Annotated in this window: 18 protein-coding genes; 11 read left to right on the plus strand and 7 right to left on the minus strand. The window is 70.2% G+C overall.

Features of this window, described 5'->3' with window-relative positions:
• Window positions 1-39: 39 nt before the first annotated feature.
• The 4 genes from JRI60_RS42035 to JRI60_RS42050 all read right to left on the minus strand — a co-directional run bounded on the left by JRI60_RS42035 (window position 40) and on the right by JRI60_RS42050 (window position 5,171).
• Window positions 40-942, minus strand: coding sequence for a dienelactone hydrolase family protein (locus JRI60_RS42035; RefSeq protein WP_204221689.1), 903 nt, complete (start codon window positions 940-942; stop codon window positions 40-42).
• A gap of 125 nt (window positions 943-1,067) precedes the next feature.
• On the minus strand, window positions 1,068-2,162 hold the full coding sequence (locus tag JRI60_RS42040) for a GGDEF domain-containing response regulator (protein ID WP_204221690.1): 1,095 nt from the start codon (window positions 2,160-2,162) through the stop codon (window positions 1,068-1,070).
• 96 nt (window positions 2,163-2,258) lie between these two features.
• Entirely contained in the window at window positions 2,259-3,743 is a 1,485-nt protein-coding gene (locus JRI60_RS42045; RefSeq protein ID WP_204221691.1) for a glutamate--cysteine ligase, read from the minus strand.
• A gap of 12 nt (window positions 3,744-3,755) precedes the next feature.
• On the minus strand, window positions 3,756-5,171 hold the full coding sequence (locus JRI60_RS42050) for an FAD/NAD(P)-binding protein (RefSeq protein WP_204221692.1): 1,416 nt from the start codon (window positions 5,169-5,171) through the stop codon (window positions 3,756-3,758).
• 318 nt (window positions 5,172-5,489) lie between these two features.
• Between JRI60_RS42050 and JRI60_RS42055 the strand changes: the two genes are divergently transcribed.
• The 6 genes from JRI60_RS42055 to JRI60_RS42080 all read left to right on the plus strand — a co-directional run bounded on the left by JRI60_RS42055 (window position 5,490) and on the right by JRI60_RS42080 (window position 10,548).
• Entirely contained in the window at window positions 5,490-6,197 is a 708-nt protein-coding gene (locus tag JRI60_RS42055) for a hypothetical protein (protein WP_204221693.1), read from the plus strand.
• Window positions 6,197-7,111 carry a type VI immunity family protein gene (locus JRI60_RS42060; protein WP_204221694.1) on the plus strand — a complete coding sequence of 305 codons (915 nt, stop codon included), beginning with the start codon at window positions 6,197-6,199 and terminating at the stop codon, window positions 7,109-7,111. The genes JRI60_RS42055 and JRI60_RS42060 overlap by 1 nt, the downstream gene beginning before the upstream one ends.
• Before the next feature lie 103 nt (window positions 7,112-7,214).
• A complete protein-coding gene (rlmN, locus tag JRI60_RS42065) occupies window positions 7,215-8,309 on the plus strand; it encodes a 23S rRNA (adenine(2503)-C(2))-methyltransferase RlmN (RefSeq protein ID WP_430384348.1) in 1,095 nt (364 codons plus the stop codon).
• Window positions 8,310-8,361: 52 nt separating this feature from the next.
• Window positions 8,362-8,754 carry an Hpt domain-containing protein gene (locus JRI60_RS42070; protein WP_204221695.1) on the plus strand — a complete coding sequence of 131 codons (393 nt, stop codon included), beginning with the start codon at window positions 8,362-8,364 and terminating at the stop codon, window positions 8,752-8,754.
• A gap of 37 nt (window positions 8,755-8,791) precedes the next feature.
• A complete protein-coding gene (locus tag JRI60_RS42075; protein ID WP_204221696.1) occupies window positions 8,792-9,991 on the plus strand; it encodes an NAD(P)/FAD-dependent oxidoreductase in 1,200 nt (399 codons plus the stop codon).
• A gap of 173 nt (window positions 9,992-10,164) precedes the next feature.
• Window positions 10,165-10,548, plus strand: a complete 384-nt coding sequence (locus tag JRI60_RS42080) for a hypothetical protein (RefSeq protein WP_204221697.1) — start codon at window positions 10,165-10,167, stop codon at window positions 10,546-10,548.
• 15 nt (window positions 10,549-10,563) lie between these two features.
• On the opposite strand, the gene JRI60_RS42085 is transcribed toward JRI60_RS42080, so the two are convergent.
• Complete coding sequence (locus tag JRI60_RS42085; RefSeq protein WP_204229326.1) at window positions 10,564-11,427, minus strand: metallophosphoesterase family protein; 864 nt, start codon at window positions 11,425-11,427, stop codon at window positions 10,564-10,566.
• A 176-nt stretch (window positions 11,428-11,603) separates the two neighbouring features.
• Between JRI60_RS42085 and gluQRS the strand changes: the two genes are divergently transcribed.
• The 4 genes from gluQRS to JRI60_RS42105 are packed head-to-tail and all read left to right on the plus strand — an operon-like array spanning window position 11,604 to window position 14,650.
• The gene (gene gluQRS / locus JRI60_RS42090; protein ID WP_204221698.1) at window positions 11,604-12,551 is read left to right on the plus strand and encodes a tRNA glutamyl-Q(34) synthetase GluQRS; all 948 of its coding nucleotides are present in this window, start codon (window positions 11,604-11,606) and stop codon (window positions 12,549-12,551) included.
• A gap of 8 nt (window positions 12,552-12,559) precedes the next feature.
• A complete protein-coding gene (locus JRI60_RS42095) occupies window positions 12,560-13,114 on the plus strand; it encodes an AgmX/PglI C-terminal domain-containing protein (RefSeq protein WP_204221699.1) in 555 nt (184 codons plus the stop codon).
• A gap of 45 nt (window positions 13,115-13,159) precedes the next feature.
• Window positions 13,160-13,990, plus strand: a complete 831-nt coding sequence (locus JRI60_RS42100) for a GNAT family N-acetyltransferase (RefSeq protein ID WP_204221700.1) — start codon at window positions 13,160-13,162, stop codon at window positions 13,988-13,990.
• Window positions 13,991-14,026: 36 nt separating this feature from the next.
• On the plus strand, window positions 14,027-14,650 hold the full coding sequence (locus JRI60_RS42105) for a tRNA-(ms[2]io[6]A)-hydroxylase (RefSeq protein ID WP_204221701.1): 624 nt from the start codon (window positions 14,027-14,029) through the stop codon (window positions 14,648-14,650).
• A gap of 1 nt (window position 14,651) precedes the next feature.
• Here the strand turns inward: JRI60_RS42105 and JRI60_RS42110 are convergent, their stop codons facing one another.
• Window positions 14,652-16,907: a hybrid sensor histidine kinase/response regulator gene (locus JRI60_RS42110; protein ID WP_204221702.1), complete on the minus strand. Its 2,256-nt coding sequence runs from the start codon at window positions 16,905-16,907 to the stop codon at window positions 14,652-14,654.
• Between the two features lie 60 nt (window positions 16,908-16,967).
• A complete protein-coding gene (locus JRI60_RS42115) occupies window positions 16,968-18,824 on the minus strand; it encodes an SLC13 family permease (RefSeq protein WP_204221703.1) in 1,857 nt (618 codons plus the stop codon).
• A gap of 202 nt (window positions 18,825-19,026) precedes the next feature.
• Here JRI60_RS42115 and JRI60_RS42120 point away from each other — a divergent pair, with 202 nt between their 5' ends.
• Entirely contained in the window at window positions 19,027-20,820 is a 1,794-nt protein-coding gene (locus tag JRI60_RS42120) for a phosphoenolpyruvate carboxykinase (GTP) (protein WP_204221704.1), read from the plus strand.
• Window positions 20,821-20,840 lie beyond the last annotated feature (20 nt).

Raw genomic sequence — 20,840 nt, forward strand, 5'->3', positions numbered from 1 at the left:
GCCCGTTCCCCCTGGCGTTTCACGTGCGCCGGGCGCGCTTCACGGCGTCATGCCGAAAGCCTTCCGGAAGAAGTCCACCGCGGCCCGCCGCGACTTCTCCGCCGCATCCGGCGAGGGCACCAGGTCCACCGTGCCTCCCTGGCCCGTATGCGAGTACGGGTCCTCCACCTGCGCGGCGGGCTCCAACCTGTCCCAGGCGTGCGTGGCGCCGGGGTAGACGGTCAGCGACACCAGGGAGCGATCCTCCGGCGACAGGCTGTCCACCAGCTTCTGGCACGAGTCGGGGTCGTCGTACTGATCGGCCTCGCCTGCCTGGATGAAGACGGGAGCGCCGGTGAGCGCACCGAACTCGTAGCCGGGAACGCGGTTGTAGGCCCAACACACCGGATAGAAGGGCGCGTATGCCACGAAGCGCTGTCCCGGCTCGGACTGCGCGGCGTACTTCCGGGTGGCGGCCAGCATCGCCATCACCCCGCCCCACGAAAAGCCCATGATGCCGATGCGCGAGGCATCGATGGTGGGCTGCGCCGACAGGTACTTCAGCGCGCCCCAGGCATCCGGCAGCGTCTCGGAGACCGCCTGCGGCCGCCCCTCCGCGCCTCCGGACAGGCCTCGGGCCGACCACATGTCGATTTCCAGCGTGGCGATGCCCGCCTCGTTCAGCGCCCGCGCGTGAAAGCTCCCCCGGCTGTCCACTCCGCTCGAGCCGTGGGCAATCACCACCGCGGGCGTCTTCCCCTCCGCGTTCGTGGGAAGGCTCAGCCGGCCCGCCACCTGGAGCGGCGTGGCCGTGCCGAGCGCCGGGAAGGACACGTACCGGTTGCGCGCCACCGGGGTCTGGATGAGCTCGTCCTTCGGCGGCTGCGCTTGCTCCTGGCACCCGGTCAGCGACACCGCGACCGACAGGCCGGCGATCCACGGCCACACGATGGACTTCTTCATGGCTCGACTCCACGGGATGGGGTTGGAGCCGCCATCCTATGGAGGGGGCCGCTCCGCGCACGACGCGCGCGGAGCCACCCGCCTGGCCTGTCCGCCCGACGACAACCGGGCGGAGAGACCCTCGCTCACCCCTTCGTGGCCAGGACCACGCGGTTGGGGAAGCTCGACTTGGAGCCGCGCAGCGCATTCTCCGCGGCGGAGATCAGCTCCTGCTCGTTGCGCGCGTGGTCCGGGAAGACGGCCACCGCGGCCGTCACCGTCACCTCGCCCACGGCCTCGCCGCTGCCCTCGGGCACGTCCAGCTCCTCCACCGCCTTGCGCAGCTTCTCCGCGTAGGCGCGCGCCCGCTCCAGGTCCGCGTTGCACAGGACGACCCCGAACACGTCCCAGTCGTACCGGGCGGCGATCTCCGAGGAGTTGTCGCTCCGGGCGTGGGTGACGGGGTCCTCCATCAGCTCGTTCACCAGGTGGGCCACCCGGCGCAGCAGCTTGTCGCCCTCGGCGTAGCCACGCGAGAGGTTGAAGCGCCGGAAGCCGTCGATGTCGATGAGCACCAGCGCCAGCTTCTGCTCCCGGCGCCGCGCGCTCACCAGCCCGGCGCTCAGCGCCTCCTGGAAGTAGCGGTGGTTGTAGAGCCCGGTGAGCCCGTCGCGGAACGCCAGCCGCTCGCTCTCCGGAATGAGCGAGACGGCCTTGGGGTCCCCCGGCCGCGCATCGCCCGTCTTGGGGCGCACACCCGGAGGAGGCGTCGTGCCCGGCTTGCCCGCCGCCGGCTTGGCGGGGCGCAGTCCGAGCTGCTCCTTGAGCTCCTGCACCATCTTGTCGCGGATTTGTACCAGCGCGGCGTTGTGCACCGCCTGGCCGACCGTGTTCTTCAACTCCTGCTCGGTGAACGGCTTCGTCAAGAAGTGGTTCACCCGCGCCTCGTTGATGGCCTTCTGGGCGTCCTCCAACTTCTGGGAGGCCGTCACGAGGATGCGCGCGGCATGGGGTTGAAGCTCGGCCACCTTCTTGAGGAGGTCGACGCCCATCAACCCATCACCGAGGTTCTGATCCGACACCACGGCATGCAGTTGTTCCCGCTGGAGGAGCTCGAGCGCCTCCTCCGCGGAGCGGGCTAGAAAGACGGTGAAGTCCTTGCTCAGGTAGTACTGCATCAAGGCCAGCATCGTCCGGTTGTCCTCGACGACGAGGACCTTCGCAGCAACAGGCTCACTCACCAGGGCAGACCAACCAACGAGAGGGGAGGAAGATGGATGGAGCGTCGCAAAGGTGAGGGGCTGCTCGCAAGTCCTCGTCGAAAGTCGTGACCCGGTTCAGTCCAGCGGCCACTCGTGGACCGGCCTGCCGGACGCCGCGTGCGACATATAACGCTCCAACAGAGCCCCCAGTGCGTCCGGCCGGGGCATGTGTGCTTCCAACCGGGCCAACATCTTCCGCTGCCAGCGTGCACCCGTCTGCTGAGCGCGCAATCGGGCCGCCACCACGGAAAGCAGCGAGTCCGCCTCCTCGGCCTCCACCCCGGCGCCCACCAGGCCCTGGCGGGCCACGGGCAGCAGCCGCTCCACCAGGGCCACGGCGGACAGGGGCCGGGGTGAGGGCGCGGTGCGCTCGGGCCACAGCAGCATGGCGTCCAGTCCCTCCTTGGACGCGCGCAGGAAGTTGCCTCGGGCGCACGTGAAGGGCAGCCCCGGCAGCAGCGACTCCATCTCGTCGGCGAGCCCCAGCGTCAGGCCCAGCAGCAGCGCTCCGTTGGCCAGCATGTCCACCACCGTGGGGCCCGCGGGCAGCGCGCGCATCTCGATGCGCACGTGGCCCCCCGCGCTCGGGTCGTAGATGGCGCGGTTCCAGCTCCACACGGTGCCCTGGTGCAGCCGCAGCTCGTCCAGCCGGGGCAACATGCCCTCGGCCAGGCGCGCGAGCGGCGACTCCGTGCCGAGCACCGGCAACAGCGGCGCGTGCAGCGCCACCGACTCGGCGAACAGCTCCAGCGCCCCCTGGCGCGCCCAGCCATGCCCGAAGGTGACGCGCCCGTGCTGCGGCGCCTCGGACGGGGCCTCGCCCCGGTCGTCCACCGCCTGCCGGAAGAGCGCCACGCGCGTCTCGTCCCACAGTCTGTGCCCCAGCAGGAAGGGCGAGTTGCCGCTCACCGCCAGCACCGGCGCCGTCGCCAGCTGGGCCGCGTTGTACATCCGCGCGAAGTCCGCCGGGTCCACGCGCAGGTGGTACTGCAACGAAGTATTGGCCCCCTCCAGCGTCACGTCGTCCCACTCCAGGGTGAGCCGGTCCTCTCCGCCGATGACCACGCGGATGGGCTCCTGGCGCCTGCGGCGGATGGCGGCCGACAGCGCCCGGTAGCGCGGCTGCGCCGTGAGGGCTCCGCTGCCCAGGTCCGCCTCGCGCAGCGTGGGGAGGATGCCCGTCACCACCACCCGCGCCCCCTGCGTGGCCGCCGCGCGCCGCACCTCCGCCAGCGCGCTCTCGAACTCCGTGCGCATCGCCGTGAAGGGACGCCCCGCCAGCGGCGCCGGGCACAGGTTGCACTCGAGGTTGAACCGGTCGATCTCCAACGTCACCCGCGGGTCCATCGTCTGGCTCATCACCTGCCGGTTCACCGGCAGCGGGTACCCGGCGGCATCCACCAGGAACATCTCCAGCTCGGCCCCGATGGTGCGTGGACCCACGCCGAAGCCCGGGCGTGCCAGCACCTGCCGCAGTGCCTCCAGGCTCTCGGTGAGCCGCTTGCCGAAGCGCTCATACTCCTCGGGATCGAACGTCTCTTTCTGGATTTGAAGGCCCATGGTGGCGGTGAATCAGGGAAAGGGAGGCGGAAGAGGAAAGGGCCCGGTATCGCGCGACCTGGAGGACGAGGCGCGTTGCTCCAGCAGCCGCCGCGCGAGGGCGAGCGCCTGCATGCGAATCTCCGGGATGGCCGTGGTCTCCCACAGCTCGCCCCGGCGAAGGGGCCCCAGGGTGAACAACACGGACGAGGGCTCGCCCTCCGCGTCCAGCAGCGCGCCCCCCGGATCCGTGGCCAGGCCGAGCCCCAGTGCATCCGCCCGAACGTGCCCGGAGGCCAACAGCCCGCGCAGCAGCGGGTGCGCGCGGGCGATGGTGCCATCGGGGCCGGTGCAGTTGATGACGTGCTGGACGAGCAGCGTGTCCTCGTGCACGAGGCCGCGTCGGCGGAAGCGCACCTCCACGCCCGGGTCCACGGGCCGGAAGCTGCGCACACGGGCCGCGTGGATGCTCAGCACGCCGGCCCGCTGGAGCCTCTCGAGGACCTCGCCCACCGCGGGGGCCATGCGGTGACGGTGGACCTCCCAGAAGGAGCGCAGGTGGCGCAGGAAGCGGCGCCGCTCCGGCTCGGACAGGCCCCTCCACAGCGAGGCGGTGTGGGGCCGCAGGGCGTCCACCACACCGCGCCAGTCATCGTCCTCGCGGGCGAACCGAGCCTCCTGGCGCAGCGTGCGCAGCAGGGAGCGGATGCGTGGGGGCTCCCGGAGCTCCACGAACGTACGGGCGGCGGCGGGGCGGTGGACGTGCGGGAGCAACCCGTGCCGGGAGAGGGCGTGGATACGCCCCTGGTGTCCCCGCTCGACCAGCGACAGCACGGTGTCCACCATCGTCAGGCCCGTCCCGACGAGCAGCACGGCATCCTGGGGCCCGACGCGCTCCAGGGAGCCCTCGAGCCAGGGCGAGCGGATGTAACGAGGGCTCGCATACAGGCCTCCGTCCTCCACCGACAGGTCGGAGGGGAGCGCGTTGCCCACCGCCAGCACCGCCGTCCGTGCCTCGAGCACCGGGCCGCCCTCGAGCGCCACCCGAACCGAGTCCCCCTCCTGGGCGATGGACACGACCTCACCCGACAGGAGCTCCAGGTCGACGCCCGGCGCCGCGTCCCGCCGGGCCTCGTGCAGCACGTCCTCCAGGTACTGGCCGTAGCGCCTGCGCTGCGCGAAGTCCCCTGGGCCCGTCCCCGGCTCGACACGCCGCAGCCACCGCAGGAAGTGCTCCGGGTCATCCGGGAAGGCGCTCATCCTCCCGGCGGGCACATTGAGCAGATGGCTCGGACTCTCCGTCGAATAGGCCAGACCAGGGCCCACGCGCCCCGTCCGCTCCAGCAGCGCCACCCGGAGGGGCTCTCGGGCCCCCCTCAAGAGTTGCGCCGCCAACAACGTGCCACTGGCGCCCCCACCCACGACCACCACATCCCATCGCCGCTCCATCCGCACACCAGGAGGGTAAGTCGCCTGGGGTGGCCCTACATCCCCCCTTGACTGTCTAGTCCCCAAGAGGGAACGAGCGATTCACGGACAGCCTGTCTGCCTGGTGTCCTGACGAGAAAGCCGGGGCAGCGTTCCCAGCCCGGCCCGATAGGAGGAGGAGTGGGCTCGAGACAGTGCTCCAAGCGAGGCGTGCTTGCCCTGGGGGTCCTCGCGCTGCTTTCCGGATGTGCCACGGGTGCCCCCATGGGGAGGCTGATCGCTCATCCTCCGACGAACCACCGTGCACCCACGCGCTACTCACAGAGCATGAACTCCGCGGTGGACGGCTGCCTGCGCAACCCCGGCTGCATCGCCGCGGCACCAAGTGACGAGGCGCTCATTCCCTGGCTGTCACGCGCCATGGGAGCGGCTCGGACCATCGTCAGCCTCAAGGATTTGCTCGATGCGGCGGAGGTGGCACGCGTCGAGTACATCCTGGTCGAGTGCGCCAAGGACGCGAATTTCAGGGTCAACGATGCGGATGAAGAGCTGAAAGGAAAGGCACCCACCGAGGAGCAGTGCAATCAGGTCGTCCGACAGGAGAATGGCAAGGACGTGACGCGGGCCATGGAACTCGGAAACAAGAAGCACGCGCTCGCCCTGGGCTGTGTCCAGAGAGAACTCGGTGGACTCTTCCCGGAGAACTTCACCGTGCAACCACGCTACAAGTACGACCCGCAAGTGGGACGCTGGCAGCGACTCGCCCCGGAACAGGTCGCGGAGTGGCTGAGGAACCAACTTTTCGACCTGCTGTTGGGAACGCTGGTTCCCGACCTCGTGATTCACGCCCCGGGCAACCCGAACAAGGTCCAGCGTGTCTACGACTTCAAATTCCCTTGCGTGCCCGGCAGGAAGAGCGCGCCCCAATGGAGGCCCTACCCCAAGGGACATCCTCATCATCCAAAGAATCAGCAACGGATGTACAAGGAGGCCCTTGGAGGAGAGCAGGATCCAGCCCTCGTCACGCCCCAACTGGGAGTCCAATGATGAGCGCGCACTACCCACGGATACGGCACTACAGCGTCTATGAGTCCGGGCGCTACCTTTCCATCCGTGAGAGCGTCGGCATCACCTTCTACATGCGGCACCCCCACCAGGAAGTAGCGCGGAGGGTATTGCATACCCTGGAGGTGTACCGCCGTGCGGTGGGACCGGGTGCGCTCGGCTGTTACCTGGACGAAGAAGGTGAATGGCGGAACCTCGACGACGAGGCATGGAAGCGCACCCGACAGGACCTTCTGTATCCCTCTGGGGCCAACGTCCAACTCGGTGGTGCATCGGATGACTTCTACGGATACGCCTTCACCTATTACGGTGAGCAGTTCGATGCGACCCGCCCCAGCAACGACAAGGGCGTGACGTGCATGGTGGCCTTCTGGCTCCCCACTGAATACCTGGAGGAGCATGGCCCGGCACAGGTGCGAGAACTGGCACTGGAGTTGGCGGCCGAGTTGCCCTTCAACTCCGGCCACGCAGGCCTCTCTCTTCTCTTCCCAGAAGCAGTCCTGGGCATGGCGGGACACATCCGCGACGTCGCCTTCCGCTACCCGGGCCTGGACATTCCGGATCAGTCCATCTGCATGGACATCGGCACACGGGTGAAAGGGGCGCACTGGCTGACCTTCCTGGGTCAGCCAGTCCTGGGAAGGCTGGGCGGTGCGGCGGGCCTACGGGCTCGCCTTCTCGCGCCCGACACCAGCGTGCAGCAAATGGAAGGGGAGCGTGCGCTCGTGACGTTGGGGAAATGGCCCGAAGCCGGGGACCTGGAACAGGGCCAAACACTGCCGGAGTACCGGGAGCTGGCGCGCCAGCTGGAACCCTGGTTGTACGAGCGCCAATGTGGCCGGAGCGGCTTCAGCTTGGAGGACATCCGCCGTTGGGAGCGCCGCTTCCTCGATTGAAACCTCCCACGAGGGGCGTGTAGGCAAAGGAAGGCCCGCTCACACGCCCCGGGACCCGGTTCCCGCAGTCCATGAGTCGGGCGCCCGGGTGTGTTATCGCTCGATGACCATGCAGTCCACGCCCGCCACCTCACCGGTCAACCTGTACGACCTGCCGCGTGCCGCCCTCGGCGAGCTGCTCGCCAGCTGGGGCTACAGCGCCTACTACCGCGACCTGCTCTGGGAGGCCCTCTACCGCCAGCAGGTGGAGTCCCTCGACTCCCTCCCCGGGCTGCGGCCGGACCTCGTCCGGACCCTTCAGGAGCGCACGCACCTGGAGCGGCCCTCCACCCACCATGAGGTCTTCAGCTCCGACGGCTACACCCGGAAGCTGCTGCTGCGGCTGCGCGACGGGCAGACCGTGGAGACGGTCCTCATGCGGTTCAAGGGCCGGGCCACCGTGTGCCTCAGCACCCAGGCGGGCTGCGCCATGGGCTGCGTCTTCTGCGCCACCGGACAGATGGGCTTCGTGCGGCACCTGTCGCCCGGGGAGATCATCGGCCAGGTGCTGCACGTCACCCGCATCCTCCGCGAGACGAACGAGTCCCTGCGCAACGTGGTGCTGATGGGCATGGGCGAGCCCCTGCACAACTACGACGCCACGCTGGCGGCGGTGGACATCATGGTGGACCAGCTGGGGCTGGCCCTGGGGCCGCGCTTCATCACCCTGAGTACCGTGGGCGTGGTGCCGGGCATCCGCCGGCTCGCGGACGAGGACCGGCCGGTGCAGCTCGCCGTCAGTCTGCACGGGGCCACGGACGCGGAGCGCGGCGCGCTGGTGCCCGCGGCTCGCAAGTGGCCCCTGGCCGAGCTGATGGACGCCTGCCGCTACTATGTGGAGAAGCGCAAGCGCCACATCTTCTACGAGTGGGCGCTCATCGCCGGGCAGAACGACACGCCCGAGCAGGCCCATGCCCTGGGCCAGTTGCTGAAGGGGATGGAGGCGCACGTCAACCTCATCCCGCTCAACCCCACGGTGGGCTACGGCCAGAACCCCAGCGGCCCCGAGGCCGTGCGCGCCTTCCAGGACATCCTGGCCGGCTACGGACTGCCCAGCACCGTGCGGCAGCGCCGCGGCATCGACATCGACGCCGGCTGCGGCCAGCTCAAGGCCGCCGTGGAGCGCCCTCGCCCCTCACGGCAGCCCACGACGGCCTGAGGACGAGCGCATCATCGACGTGTCCGTCGGCACTCGTTAGGATGACCCACCTATGGAGGACGCGGTTCCCATCCTCAATATGGAGCACCTCGCGCGGCTGCGCGAGCTCGTGGATCCCGAGGAGCCACAGGCGCTCGCGGACCTGGTGCACCGCTACCTCGCCAGCATCCCCCGGCAGCTCGAGGAGATGCGTGAGCTGCTGGCCGCGGGCAAGGCCGAGGCCCTGGAGCACGAGGCGCACGGACTGGCCGGAAGCAGCGGGATGTACGGGATGCCGCGCGTGCGCCAGTGCAGCCAGAAGCTGCAGGCCCGTGCGAAGCGCAACGAGCTGACGGGAGCGGAGGCGCTGCTGGCCGAAGTGGAGCGCGCCTTCGAGGAGGCACGACCGATGCTTCTGGCCGAGCTCATCGGGAAGCACGCCAGCCCTCCCAAGGTCACTCCCTGACCCTGGAAACGGGGCCGATGTGGCATCTTCCCCGGCCATGCCTCCCTCCTCCCCCCACGTCGCCATCGTCGGCGCCGGACCCGCGGGCTCGTCCGCGGCCACGTTCCTCGCCCAGCAGGGCGCCCGCGTGACGCTGCTCGAGCGCAACCACTTCCCCCGCGACAAGACCTGCGGAGATGGCTGCACGCCCCGCGCGTTGTGGATGCTGGAGCGGTTGGGGCTCGGAGCGCTGCCCGGCACCGAGGCCGCCATGGTGGACTCGGTCTACACCATCTCTCCGGGGGGCGTGGTGCTGGAGATTGGCATCCCCGCCCGCCTCTTCGGCGGCAAGGCCTGCGCCATTCCCCGCCAGGTGCTCGACGAGCGCCTCGTCCAGCGCGCGGTCCAGGCCGGCGCCGAGCTGCGCGAGGGCGTGCGGGTGGAGGGAATCGAGCGGGACGCGAGCGGCATCCTCCTGCGCTGCCGCGACGGTGAGCCCCTGCGCGCCGACGTGGTACTGGGGTGCGATGGCTCGCCCTCGGTGGTCCGGCGCGCGCTCGGGGCCCCCGACTTCCCGGAGCACGAGGGCGCCTTCGCCGTCCGCGCCTACTACGAGAACGTCCAGCTCTCGCACCCGCGCAGCATGGCCTTCTTCTGGGAGGAGGAGCTGCTGCCCGCCTACGGGTGGATCTTCCCGCTGCCGGGTGGCCGGGCCAACGTGGGGCTGGGCATGCGGGCGGACCAGCTCGCCGCGTCCGGGGCGAAGCTCCCCGAGCTGATGGAGAAATTCTGCGCGAGCCCCAACGTGGCCAGGGAGCTGGCCGGAGCCAGGCGCCTCGGGAAGGTGAAGGGGCACCACCTGCCGTTCGGCTCCTTCGCCCGGCACACCATCTTCGATCGGGCGCTGCTGCTGGGAGACGCGGCCGGCTTCGTCAACCCGCTCACGGGCGAGGGCATCGAGTTCGCCCTGGAGTCCGGAGCCTTCGCCGCCGAGGCGGTGGCCGAGGCGGTGGCCTCGGGAGACTTCTCGGCCCGGGGGCTCGGGGGCTACGGACGGCGCTGGGAGACGCGCTTCCGCACCGCGTTCCACCTCAACCGCCGGCTGATGCGCGCCTTCGAGCGCCCCCGGTTGCTGGACCGCATCTTCCGCGCGGCGGACCGCAGCGCGAGGGTCCGCGACGAGCTCATCGACATCCTGAGTGGCGAGGCCACGAGCATCTCCTGGCGCTTCCTCGCCGCGGTGGTGCTCGGGCGCTGAGCGGCACGCCCCGGAGAGTGTTCACCAGCGGAGCAGGCGCTCCCCACGCGCGGACGCGTACCACACGACACTGACACGTGGCCGACGCTCGCCCCCGAGGCCCCGATGCCCCCTTGCACGCCCTTGGCGCATGGGCACATTCTTCGTGCGGACGGCCAAACAGGGAGGTGGGCATGCTTTCCATCCACGAGCACGCAACTCTGGAAGAAGCGAGTGCGGAGCTGCTCGATTTCGTCCTCGAGCCGTCCAACTGGATGGCGTCACAACCGGCCAATCAGGCGCCGGCCTCCGTGCCGGGCGAGGACGTGCGCTACCAGCGGCGCGTGGGCCCGCTGCGCATCTTCGCCATCGTGGAAGTGGCGCCCTCGCTCGAGGTCTTCCTGCGCGTGGCCTTCCGCGCGCCCGGCCTCACGCCGGTGAAGGCCGCGGACCACCTGGAGAAGTTCCTCGCGCAGCGCCTGCCCCTCACGCCCAACAGCGAGTGGCAGGTGGAAGTGGATGATCGCCGGTGGATCCACTTCGTGCGCCGCTATGCCGCCCCGCGCCTGCAGGCCTGAGCGGCCCGGGCGGGCTCAGTGCAACGCCCCTCCGGGGACGTGCTTCTGCCCGCCCACCACCTGGCCATCCTTCACCTCGATGAGCCAGTAGCCCTCGCGCCCCGCCTGGGTGGAGGAGCCCGCGCCGAAGACATGCGGGCGCTCGGCGGTGGCCGGGTGGTGGTAGCGCTGGTGGATGTGCCCGTGCAGCACCGCGTAGCGCGGCCCCGGCAGCAACTGGAAGAGCGCCTGCGCGTCCCTCAGTCCGTGGAAGTAGCGATCCGCCCGGCCCTGGTGGGTGAGCGGCGCATGGTGCACCACCACCAGGAGCGCCCGGCCCGCGAGCCGCGGATCCTTCACCAACGCCGCCAACCCATCCAGTTGCGCCGGGCCGATGAAGCCATGGGCGAGGCCTGGCACGAAGGGCACGCGCGCGGACAGCAGCCCCACCACCGCGGCCTCTTCCCCCACCAGGCGCACGAAGGGGAAGGGCCCCTCGCGCCGGTGCTCGGGCAGATCGCTCTCCAGCAGGTGGCCGAAGTGGCGCGCGAAGCGTCCCACGCGGTGGCTGCCCGGAGTGAAGACGTCGTGGTTGCCGGGGATGATGGTGCAGCGGCGCGGATCCTCCGCCAGGGTGCCGAGCGACTCGCGCACGACCTGGAACTCCGGCTCCAGCGCGTACGCGGTGATGTCCCCGGAGAGGATGAAGTGGTCCGCCCCGAGCGCGTCGGCATCGCGCGCGATGGTGGCGAGCGTCTGGGGGGCCCGCGCGTAGGCCTTGCTGCGGCCTCCCACGGACAGCTCGGCCAGGGCGAGCCAGCGCCGCCAGCCGAGCTTGCGCAGGGGCAGGGAGAAGTAGTCCGCGGTGATGTGGACGTCGGAGCAGTGGAGGAAGCGCATCGGGTTCATCCAGGGCACGCCGGGTGACGCGGGCACGCCTCCCCGCCCGGCGGAGAGCCGGGAAGTAACCTTCCGCCGAGCCCGAGGCCAGCGAAAGCTGTGCACGCCCGGTCCAGGGACCAAGGTGGGAGCGGCGGGACCGCTCCGGGCGCGCTAGGCTGCCGCCCGGCAAACCCATGAGCTTCCGCGGACGCTTCGCGCCCAGCCCCACCGGCCGCATCCACCTCGGCAACGCCCGCAGCGCACTGCTCGGCTGGCTCCAGGCCCGCGCGGCCGGCGGCCAGTTCCTGCTGCGCATCGAGGACCTCGACCGCGCGCGCTGCAGGCCGCAGCACCTCGACGACCTGTACAGGGATCTCGAGTGGCTGGGACTGGACTGGGACGAGACGCCCCTCGTCCAGAGCCAGCGCGACGACGTCTACCGGGAAGCGCTGGAGAAGCTGGAGCGCTCGGGCCGCGTGTACCCGTGCTTCTGCACGCGCGCGGAGATCGCCCGCGCGGCGAGCGCCCCCCATGGCCTGAGCGAGGAAGGGCCGCGCTACCCCGGCACCTGCGCCTCCCTCACCCCCGAGGCCGTGGCCGAACGCGCCCGCACACGGGTGCCCGCCCTGCGCTTCCGGGCGGCCCCCGGCGAGTGGTGTTTCGAGGACGGGCTGCACGGCCGCTACTGCCAGGACGTGGCCACGGTGGTGGGGGACTTCGTGGTGCGCCGCAACGATGGAGTCGCCAGCTACCAGCTCGCGGTGGTGGTAGACGACACGGCCAGCGCCATCACCGACGTGCTCCGGGGGGATGATCTGCTGTCCTCCACCCCCAGGCAGCTTCAAATCTACGAGGCGCTCGGCGTGAAGCCCCCGCGCTTCTGGCACGTGCCCCTGGTGCTCGGAGAGGACGGCAAACGGCTGGCCAAGCGGGAGGGCGCCTTCGCGGTGGCCGAGCTGCGCGAGCGGGGCATCGCCGTCGAGCGGGTGCTCGGGCTGCTCGCGGCCTGGAGCGGCCTGGGGGACGGCGCCCCCATGACGCGCGAGGAGCTGGTGCGGAGCTTCCGTCCCGAGCGGCTCCCCCGCTCGCCCGTCGTCGCCCGGGAGGCGCTCTTGAAGGAAGCGCTGGGCCTCGAGGGTTGAGGGTGCACATGTCGGGCAGAGCCGTCTTCCTCTGGGTGGTCCTCCCCTTCGTGGCCCTGAGCGCGCTGGCGCTCTGGCTCACGAGGGACACGCCGGAGCACACCGTGGCCGAGCCCCCCTCGGCTCCGCCCGCCCCACCCCGCGCCCCCCCTGCCCCTCCGCCGGAACCCGCCCGGCCCGAGCCCCGCGTCGCCACGCCGCCCCCCCCTCCACCTCGCGAGGACGAGCCGATTCCCGATCCTCCCCCGGGCACCTGGGACAAGGAGGAGGTCGCGGTCGCCTTCCGGGCCATCCAACCGCTGGTACGCGAGTGCCTCCAGGACGCGTCCGTGCGCCATCCGGGTGCACAGACCGTGAAGCTGCGTTTCACCCTCGAAGCCCAGGGGGAGCGTGGCCGCTTCCAGGGCGCCGAGGTGGTGGAGAGCACCTTTCAGGACCCCTTCGTGCACGCCTGCCTGCTCGATGCTCTCGCCGACACACAATTTTCCGCCCCACCTGGGAAAGCCCCGCTCACCCTGAGCCACCCGTTCCACTTCCGGTCCGGGAAGGACGGAGGCCCTTGAAAACCACGGCATGGCATATGGTGTACTGCGCCACGACCGAGCGACATGCCCGTCACCGTCCAACAACTCACCTCCCAGGACAGCGATGCGCTGAAGGCGCTGCTCGCCAAGGATCCGGCACACAACATCTACCTGCTCGGATTGCTGGCGGAGTTCGGCATCGGTGACAGCCGCTCCAGCTACACCTATTGGGGCCGCTTCGATGGGAAGACGCTCACGGCGGCCGTCTTCGTGGGAGGAGGAGGCGCGCTGGTGGTGCCCTCGGCGGGTGACAGCGTGGCCACCGGGGTCATCGCGGATGCGCTGGCCGAGCGCGTGAGGCTCAAGGCGTCGGTGGGCGAGAAGCCCGCGGTGGACGCGCTGGTGCGCAGCCTGTGCGCGGGCAAGCCGCGGCTGTCCAAGACGCACCGCCTCTTCTCCGTGTCGGCCGACGACCTGGGGCCCTTCACCAATCCCCTGCTCCGGCTGGCGCGCGATGAGGATCTGGAGCGCCTGGTGCCCCTGGCGGCCGGAGCGGTGCGGGACATGTATGACCGGGACGCGCTCGCGGAGGATCCGAACTTCGAGGCGCGGGTGGCGCAGCGCGTGAGGGCCCGGCGCACCTACGTGCTGGAGGAGAACGGCGAGCTGGTCTTCAAGGTGGACATCGGCAGCCGCTCACAATTCGGGGCCGAGCTGGAGGGCCTGTACACGGTGCCCTCGCAGCGGGGGAAGGGTCACGCCACGCTGTGCCTGGGGCAGATCTCCCGCTTCCTGCTCTCCTCACTGCCGAGGCTCACGCTGCGGGTGGACGAGAAGGACGAGTCCATGGCGCGCATCGCTCGCAAGGTGGGCTACCTGGCCCAGCGCACCCAGCGGCTGGTGCTGGTGGAGTAGCGCTCGCGAGCGGGGCGGTTACACTCCGCACGCTCCATGTCCCGTCCCACGCCCGATCGCCGTCCCCTCTCCGGAGAGGGCCCCGTCATCCTCAAGGTCCCCAGCGACCCGCGCTGGCTTCCCCTGGCGCTCGAGCGCTTCGACGAAGTGCTGGTGGACCACGCCCACTGCGAGAAGAAGGCGGCGGCCAATGCCCTCTCGCTGTTGCAGGTCTACCCGGATCTGCCCGGCCTGCCGGCGCAGATGGCGCGGCTGGCCCGCGAGGAGAGCGCGCACCTGGCCCGGGTGCTGGACCTGATGGCGGCCCGGGGTCTGACGCTGGGGCGCGACGCGGGCGACCCGTACGCCCAGGGACTGCAGAAGGCCGTCCGCACCTCCGCCGAGGGGCGCAAGGTGGACCGGTTGCTGGTGGCCGCCGTCATCGAGGCGCGCTCCTGCGAGCGCCTCTCCCTCCTGGCCGAGGGACTGGAGGACCCCATGCTGCGCCGCTTCTACGGTGAGCTGGCCCAGTCCGAGGACGGCCACCAGTCGCTCTTCTACCGGCTGGCCGTCACCGCGGCGGGTGGGGACGAGGCCCCGGTGCGCGCACGTCTGGACGAGCTGCTCGACCACGAGGCCGGGGTGCTGAATCGCATCGGCCTGCGCGCCGCCATCCACTGACTCACCCGGCCTCGCTTCGCACCGGCCGCAGCGCCTCCAGGAAGGCGCTCAGGTCATCGATGTCGATGGGCTTCACGAAGTGATGGCGGAACCCCAGCGCGTGGCTGCGTGCGCGGTCCCCATCCTGACCGTAGCCCGTGAGCGCGGCGAAGACGGGGCTCGCATCTCCCATCCGCGCCCGGATGCGCTCGGCGACGCCGTACCCATCCACGTCGGGCAATCCGATGTCGAGCAGCGCCACATGCGGGCGCAAGGCATCGACCTGACTCAGCGCCTCCGCGCAGTCATGCGCCACGGCCACCTGGTATCCGTTCAGGCCCAGCAGGTCGGCCAGCCCCTCGGCGGCATCGACGTTGTCGTCGACGACGAGCACGCGCAGGGGCTCCCCGGACGCAGCCTCGACCATGGGGGCAATGCCTTCCCGCTGCTCGCTCGGGCCAGGCGGCGCCACGGCATCCTCGTGTCCCGGCAGCCAGACCGTGAAGGAGCTGCCCTGGCCGGGACCGTCGCTGTGGGCCTCGATACGGCCACCGTGCGCCTCGACGAAGCTCCGGACGAGCGACAGACCGAGGCCGAGCCCTCCCTCGCTCCGCTCCAGCGTGCGCGGCCCCTGGACGAAGGGCTCGAAGAGCCGGGGGATGAGGTCCGGTGGCATTCCCTGTCCATCGTCCTCGACGACGAGCGTGATGCCCCCGTCGCACGCGCGAGCCCGCATCTGGATGTGCCCGCCCGGTGCTGTGTACCGCGCCGCGTTCGTGAGCAGGTTCGCCACCACCTGCGTCAGCCGGTCGGCATCCCCCAGCACCCGCAGGCCCGAGGTGGGCACATCGACCTCGAGCGCGTGCCGCCACTGCTCGACCAGGGGGGCCGTCGCCTCCACCGCCCGGGCGACCACGGAGGACAGCTCGAGCGGTTCGCGGTGAAGCGACATCTGCCCGCGGGTGATCCGGGCCACGTCCAGCAGATCGTCCACGAGGCGGACGACGTGCCGGAGCTGCCGCGAGATGACCTCGTGCTCGGGCGTCCCCGCGAGGCCCCGCCGCCGGAGCAGATCCAGCGCGGTGACGATCGGCGCGAGCGGGTTGCGCAGCTCGTGACCCAGCATGGCGAGAAACGCGTCCTTCGCCCGCGTGGCCTCGACCGCTTCGGCCCGTGCCGCCTCGGCGGCGGCGAGGTTCGCGTCCCGCTCCCGCTCCCGCTCCCGCAGCAACCGTCCGGAGCGCTCCAGCGCCTCGCCAAGCCGCGTGAGCTCGCGCACGCTGGACGGCTCCATGCGGTGAGGGGCACCCTCCGCGAGGGCGGCCGCGGCGGTCGCGGCTCCCGTGATGGAGCGCTCGAGGTTCCGTGAGAAGACCCAGGCGCCGCCCACGCTCACCAGCAGCAGCGCGAACCCGAACCCTCCAACGATGAGCATCGAGCGGGTCACCGGCGCGTCCAGGATCCTCTTGGGAGTAACGACCGCCGCGATCCACCCTGAAGGCTGCGACCGTCTGAACGCCACGTAGACCGGCACGCCATCCATCGACGTGTTGGCGAACACGCCTTGCTCCAGGTCGTGGGTCTTCTGCATGAACGAGGACGTCGCCGGCTGTCCGACGAAGCGCCCGGGGTCCACGGTGCGGGCGGCCACGGTCCCCCTCGAGTCCACCAGCGTGCGGGTCCACTCCTCGTCGCCAGGGGCCTGACGGGTGACCACGCTCGTGAGGGACTCCGGCGTGATGACGGCCGTGAGCACGTACCGGAGCGCGCCGCCCCGCATCACCGGCACCCGGACGGGAAAGGCGAGCGCCCTTCGCGCGCCTCGGCCGACGGCGATGTTTCCGATGACGGGCTGGTGCGTCTCGACGACGCGGGCGAGGCTCTCCGGGTCGGCGATGGCCGGAATCGGGGAACCCCAGGGGTAGGCTGTATTCAACAGCGGCTGCCCATCCGGAGCGATCAGCAGCACGTGCCGCCACGCCGGCTGCGTGCGAAGCACCCGTGCGCACTCGTCGTGGAAGGCCTCCAGCTCACCCCGATCGAGATGGTCGGACTCGGCCAGCGCATGAAGCGTCCGGATGGAGCCCGACATCTCGCGCTCGAAGGCGGACGCGAGCGCGCGCGCCGACCGCAGCACCCGAAGCTCGACGGACTCGCGTTCCGTGCGAGCCAGTTGGAAGACCACGACCGCGGCGAAGGCGACGACGGGAATCAGCGTCCCGAGCGTGATCCGGACGAGATGCCAGCGGAGTGGGAGGGACTGGGAAGTAGAGAACAAGGAGGGCCCCGCGGGCACCGTACTGGAGCGCCACGGGGCTCGCAAACGAGGCCTCGCGCTCTAAGGACCCACCACGCGCTGACTCACCGGCTCCCGAGGCCGTGCCGGCTCGCCCCCCGCCTTCTGGAAGGGCCAGACGACGGGCACCACCGCGACGAGGAAGGCGAGCAGCAGGGCCGTCAGCGGAGTGCCCAACCGGAAGAAGTCGGTGAAACGGTAGTGGCCGGGGCCATACACCAGCACGCAGCTCGGCTCGAGGGGCGTGATGAAGGAGCAGCTCGCGGCCAGCGTCACCCCGATGGCGAAGGGGCGCGCATCCACCCCCAGCTGGGTGGCGGCGCCGATGGCCACCGGAAGCATCACCAGGGCCGCGGCCTGGTTGCTCATGGGCGCCGACAGCAGGATGGTGAGCGTCATCATCACGAGCAGCACCATGCGCGGACCTCCGTAGCTGCCGAGTTCCGCCGCGAGGCTGCCCAGGAACCTGCCCGCCCCGCTCTCCTCCATGGCCACGCCGAGCGCCATCATGGAGCCGATGAGCAGCACCACGCGCCAGTCCACGCGGAAGGCCCGCCGCGCGTCCACGCACCCGGTGGCGATCATCGCCAGCATGCCCGCCAGTCCCGCCACGGACAGCGGCACCAGATTGGCGGTGCCCGCCGCGAGCGCCCCGAGGAAGAGCACCACCGCCAGCAGCGACTTGCCGTAGCGCGGTGGCTGGTACTCCACGTCCCCGAGCACGAGCAGGTTGACGCCATCCGACAGCTCCTGCACCCGCTCCCGGGGGCCGCGCAGCAGCAGCACGTCACCCACCGACAGCGGCAGCGCGGACAGCGAGTGCCCGCCGAAGAGCCGCCCCAGCAGCTGCAGCTTCGTCAGCCGTTGGATGGCGGGCTTGCGGTGCAGCGCCAGCGCCACCAGCCCATAGCGCTCCAGGAAGAGCGTCTCCTTCAGGCTGCGGCCGATGAGCGGGCTGCCCGTGGGCACCGTGGCCTCCACCAGGAGGGTGTCCTGGGGCCGCAGGTCCGTGTCCGACAGCCGCATGTCCGGACGGATCTCGATTCCCCGCAGGTCCTTCACCCGGAGGATGTCCTCGCGGTTGCCCTCGACGATGAGGCGCTCGTCCCCCACCAGCCGGTACGTGGGCACCGCGGGCAGGGACTGGCCCTCGCGGATGACCCCGATGACGCGCAGCCCCAGGCCCTCCGTTATCTCCGCCAGCTCCTTGCCCTGGTAGCGCGAGTCGGCGGGCAGCACCGCCTCGGTGAGGTAGTCGCGCAGAACCCAGTCGGACACCGTGCCCTTGCCCACGCGCGACGGCAGCAGCAGCGGCCCGAGGAACACCACCACCAGCACGCCCAGCACCGCCACCGGGAGCCCCACCGGCGACAGCTCCGTCACCCCGATGGGCGCCAGCCCGAAGCGGGGGAAGGCCGCGGAGGCCACCAGGTTGGTGGAGGTGCCGAACAGCAGCACCATGCCTCCCAGCATGGAGGCGTACGCCAGCGGCAGCAGCACCTTGCTCTTGGGCACCTTGGCGCGGTGCGCCGCTCCGATGGCCACCGGCAGGAAGGCCGCCGTCGTCACCGTGTTGGAGACGACCGAGGAGAACGTCGCCACCACCACCATCATCGCCAGCACGAACGTCTGGTGCCCGAAGCGCGCGAAGAAGGCGAGCCGCTGCCCGACGAGCTGCACCACTCCCGTACTGGCGAGCCCTTCCGTCATCGCCAGCAGGGTGAAGATGAAGATGACGGTGTCGTTGCTGAAACCCTCGAAGGCCTGCTCGGGCGTCAACACCCCGGTGATCGCCAGCAGGCAGACCACCACCAGTGAGCTCACCTCGATGGGCACCACGTCGATGGAGAAGAGCACCAGCGCGACCAGCACGATGCCCAGCACGATTGCGATGGCCATGGACGCCCCCAACCTGTGCCCCCCTGTGCCGAACGGTGAGCCCTTCCCCCCGACGAAAGTCTGCTTCTGGATACTGGGGGTCCGATAAGTGAAATTGAAGGGAGTTGGGAGCGCCGGGACGGGGTGTGGCCGGGGGGGTTGTTGCTTTTATAGGGGGCAGCCAGGAAGGTTGCGCCCACTCAATTTCCGAGGAGACACGCGAATGGCCCCGACCCAAACCGCAGCGCTCCAGGGCAACGCTCCCACGAAGAACGCGGAGTTGCTGGCCTGGGTGGCGAAGATGGCGCAGATGACGCAGCCGGACAACATCGTCTGGTGCGACGGCTCGGAGGAGGAGAAGAAGCGCTTCACCGACCTGGCGGTCAAGGAAGGCATCCTCATCCCCCTCAACCAGCAGAAGCGCCCCGGCTGCTACCTGCACCGCTCCAACCCCAATGACGTGGCGCGTGTGGAGCACCTCACGTTCATCTGCACCACGAACAAGGAGGACGCCGGCCCCACCAACAACTGGATGGAGCCCGAGGCGGCCTACACCAAGCTCACCCACCTGTTCTCCGGCTGTATGAAGGGCCGCACCATGTACGTGGTGCCCTACGTCATGGGCCCGCTGGGCAGCCCCTACGCCAAGATTGGGGTGGAGCTGACCGACAGCGTCTATGTCGCCCTCAACATGCGGATCATGACCCGCATGGGGAAGCCGGCGCTGGACATGCTGGGGGACTCCAACGACTTCAACCGCGGCCTGCACAGCACGGGCGATCTCAACCCGGACCGCCGCTACATCTGCCACTTCCCCCAGGACAACACCATCTGGAGCTTCGGCAGCGGATATGGCGGCAACGTGCTGCTGGGCAAGAAATGCCTCGCCCTGCGCATCGGCAGCTACCTCGGGCAGCACGAGGGCTGGCTCGCCGAGCACATGCTGATTCTCGGCGTCACCAGCCCCAAGGGCGAGACGACGTACGTGGCGGCCGCCTTCCCGTCCGCGTGCGGCAAGACGAACTTCGCCATGATGATCCCGCCCAAGGAGTACGAGGGCTGGAAGATCGAGACCGTGGGCGACGACATCGCCTGGATGCGCGTGGGTCCGGACGGGCGTCTGTGGGCCATCAACCCCGAGGCCGGCTACTTCGGCGTGGCCCCCGGCACCAACTACAAGAGCAACCCCAACGCGATGGCCTCCGTCGCCAAGGACACCCTCTTCACCAACGTGGCCATGACGGCCGACGGCGACGTGTGGTGGGAGGGCATGGACGGCGAGGTCCCCGAGGAGCTCACCGACTGGCAGGGCCGGCCCTGGAAGCGCGGCAGCGGCGAGAAGGCGGCACACCCCAACAGCCGCTTCACCGCGCCCGCCTCCAACAACCCGGTCCTCAGCCCCAAGGCGAACGACCCCATGGGCGTGCCCATCTCCGCCATCATCTTCGGCGGCCGCCGCTCCAACACCGTCCCGCTCGTCATCCAGGCCTTCAACTGGACGCACGGCGTGTTCCTGGGCGCCACCATGGGCAGCGAGACCACCGCCGCCGCCACCGGCAAGGTGGGCGTGGTGCGGCGCGACCCCATGGCCATGCTGCCCTTCTGCGGCTACCACATGGGTGACTACCTGCAGCACTGGCTCAACATGCAGAAGAAGATCTCCCACCCGCCGAAGATCTTCCAGGTCAACTGGTTCCGGCAGGACAAGAACGGCAAGTTCATCTGGCCGGGCTTCGGCGACAACATGCGCGTGCTGGAGTGGATCGTGAACCGCGTCCACGGCCGCGTCCCCACCGAGGAGACGCTGCTGGGCTGGGTGCCGCGCGCCGACCAGGGCCTCAACCTCAAGGGCCTGGACCTCTCGCCGGATGCCGTCTCCGAGGTCACCTCCATCAAGGAGGACGAGTGGAAGGCGGAGCTCAAGAGCCAGGAGCCCTTCTTCGAGTCCCTGGGTCTCAAGGCCCCCGAGGCCCTCACGCTCCAGCGCAAGCTGCTCATCTCCCGCCTGGGCTCCTGAGCCCGGCGTGTAGGAGCGGC

It is taken from the genome of Archangium violaceum, assembly GCF_016887565.1.
GTDB classification, from domain to species: Bacteria; Myxococcota; Myxococcia; order Myxococcales; family Myxococcaceae; genus Archangium; species Archangium violaceum_B.